General features: G+C 52.5%; 1 rRNA gene. It reads right to left on the bottom strand.

From position 1 onward, the window contains the following. Window positions 1–42: 42 nt before the first annotated feature. Window positions 43–2,978: ribosomal RNA gene (locus tag A8L44_RS06410) — 23S ribosomal RNA — on the bottom strand. Window positions 2,979–3,059: the final 81 nt, after the last annotated feature.

Below are 3,059 nucleotides of genomic sequence, written 5' to 3'. Positions count from 1 at the left end.
CAAAACTGGATAATGTAAGTTTGGCAAGTATGCTTGATTCATTTGGTTAAGTCCTCGAACGATTAGTATCCGTCAGCTCCATGTGTCACCACACTTCCACCTCGGACCTATCAACCTGATCATCTTTCAGGGTTCTTACTAGCTTGCGCTATGGGAAATCTCATCTCGAGGGGGGCTTCATGCTTAGATGCTTTCAGCACTTATCCCGTCCGCACGTAGCTACCCAGCTATGCTCTTGGCAGAACAACTGGTACACCAGCGGTGCGTCCATCCCGGTCCTCTCGTACTAAGGACAGCTCCTCTCAAATTTCCTGCGCCCACGACGGATAGGGACCGAACTGTCTCACGACGTTCTGAACCCAGCTCGCGTACCGCTTTAATGGGCGAACAGCCCAACCCTTGGGACCGACTACAGCCCCAGGATGCGATGAGCCGACATCGAGGTGCCAAACCTCCCCGTCGATGTGGACTCTTGGGGGAGATAAGCCTGTTATCCCCGGGGTAGCTTTTATCCGTTGAGCGATGGCCCTTCCATGCGGAACCACCGGATCACTAAGCCCGACTTTCGTCCCTGCTCGACTTGTAGGTCTCGCAGTCAAGCTCCCTTGTGCCTTTACACTCTGCGAATGATTTCCAACCATTCTGAGGGAACCTTTGGGCGCCTCCGTTACTCTTTAGGAGGCGACCGCCCCAGTCAAACTGCCCACCTGACACTGTCTCCCACCCCGATCAGGGGTGCGGGTTAGAATGTCAATACAGCCAGGGTAGTATCCCACCGATGCCTCCACCGAAGCTGGCGCTCCGGCTTCAAAGGCTCCTACCTATCCTGTACAAGCTGTACCAAAATTCAATATCAGGCTGCAGTAAAGCTCCACGGGGTCTTTCCGTCCTGTCGCGGGTAACCTGCATCTTCACAGGTACTATAATTTCACCGAGTCTCTCGTTGAGACAGTGCCCAGATCGTTACGCCTTTCGTGCGGGTCGGAACTTACCCGACAAGGAATTTCGCTACCTTAGGACCGTTATAGTTACGGCCGCCGTTTACTGGGGCTTCAATTCGCACCTTCGCTTGCGCTAAGCGCTCCTCTTAACCTTCCAGCACCGGGCAGGCGTCAGCCCCTATACTTCGCCTTGCGGCTTCGCAGAGACCTGTGTTTTTGCTAAACAGTCGCCTGGGCCTTTTCACTGCGGCTCTTCGAGGCTATAAACCTCTAATGAGCACCCCTTCTCCCGAAGTTACGGGGTCATTTTGCCGAGTTCCTTAACGAGAGTTCTCTCGATCACCTTAGGATTCTCTCCTCGCCTACCTGTGTCGGTTTGCGGTACGGGCACCTTCTTCCTCGCTAGAGGCTTTTCTTGGCAGTGTGGAATCAGGAACTTCGGTACTCTAGTTCCCTCGCCATCACAGCTCAGCCTTATGTGATGAGCGGATTTGCCTGCTCATCGGCCTAACTGCTTGGACGCGCATATCCAACAGCGCGCTTACCCTATCCTACTGCGTCCCCCCATCACTCAAATGGAAGAGAGGTGGTACAGGAATATCAACCTGTTGTCCATCGCCTACGCCTTTCGGCCTCGGCTTAGGTCCCGACTAACCCTGAGCGGACGAGCCTTCCTCAGGAAACCTTAGGCATTCGGTGGAAGGGATTCTCACCCTTCTTTCGCTACTCATACCGGCATTCTCACTTCTAAGCGCTCCACATGTCCTTCCGGTCATGCTTCACAGCCCTTAGAACGCTCTCCTACCACGCATACCATACGGTATGCATCCACAGCTTCGGTGATACGTTTAGCCCCGGTACATTTTCGGCGCAGAGTCACTCGACCAGTGAGCTATTACGCACTCTTTAAATGGTGGCTGCTTCTAAGCCAACATCCTGGTTGTCTGGGCAACTCCACATCCTTTTCCACTTAACGTATACTTTGGGACCTTAGCTGGTGGTCTGGGCTGTTTCCCTTTTGACTACGGATCTTATCACTCGCAGTCTGACTCCCGAGTATAAGTCTTTGGCATTCGGAGTTTGTCTGAATTCGGTAACCCGATGAGGGCCCCTAGTCCAAACAGTGCTCTACCTCCAAGACTCTAAACTCGAGGCTAGCCCTAAAGCTATTTCGGAGAGAACCAGCTATCTCCAGGTTCGATTGGAATTTCTCCGCTACCCACACCTCATCCCCGCACTTTTCAACGTGCGTGGGTTCGGACCTCCATCCAGTGTTACCTGGACTTCATCCTGGACATGGGTAGATCACCTGGTTTCGGGTCTACGACCACATACTGCAAACGCCCTATTCAGACTCGCTTTCGCTGCGGCTCCGTCTCATCAACTTAACCTTGCATGGGATCGTAACTCGCCGGTTCATTCTACAAAAGGCACGCCATCACCCATAAAAGGGCTCTGACTACTTGTAGGCACACGGTTTCAGGATCTCTTTCACTCCCCTTCCGGGGTGCTTTTCACCTTTCCCTCACGGTACTGGTTCACTATCGGTCACTAGGGAGTATTTAGCCTTGGGAGATGGTCCTCCCGGATTCCGACGGGATTCCTCGTGTCCCGCCGTACTCAGGATCCACTCGGGAGGGAACGAAGTTTCGACTACAGGGTTGTTACCTTCTCTGACGGACCTTTCCAGGTCGCTTCATCTACCCCGTTCCTTTGTAACTCCACAATGAGTGTCCTACAACCCCAGATGGCAAGCCATCTGGTTTGGGCTGATTCCGTTTCGCTCGCCGCTACTCAGGAAATCGCATTTGCTTTCTCTTCCTCCGGGTACTTAGATGTTTCAGTTCCCCGGGTGTGCCTTCATACACCTATGAATTCAGTGTAAGATACTGCCCCATTACGGGCAGTGGGTTTCCCCATTCGGAAATCTCCGGATCAAAGCTTACTTACAGCTCCCCGAAGCATATCGGTGTTAGTCCCGTCCTTCATCGGCTCCTAGTGCCAAGGCATCCACCGTGCGCCCTTATTAACTTAACCGTTAAAAAACTCTTACTCGGTTTTTATTAAAACGCATTTACTTTGCCTTACATTACATTATCCAGTTTTCAAAGAACGATT

The sequence above is a fragment of the Bacillus sp. FJAT-27986 genome (genome assembly GCF_001685035.1).
Lineage (GTDB): Bacteria > Bacillota > Bacilli > Bacillales > Pradoshiaceae > Pradoshia.
This window is presented reverse-complemented; position numbering and strand designations above follow the sequence as displayed.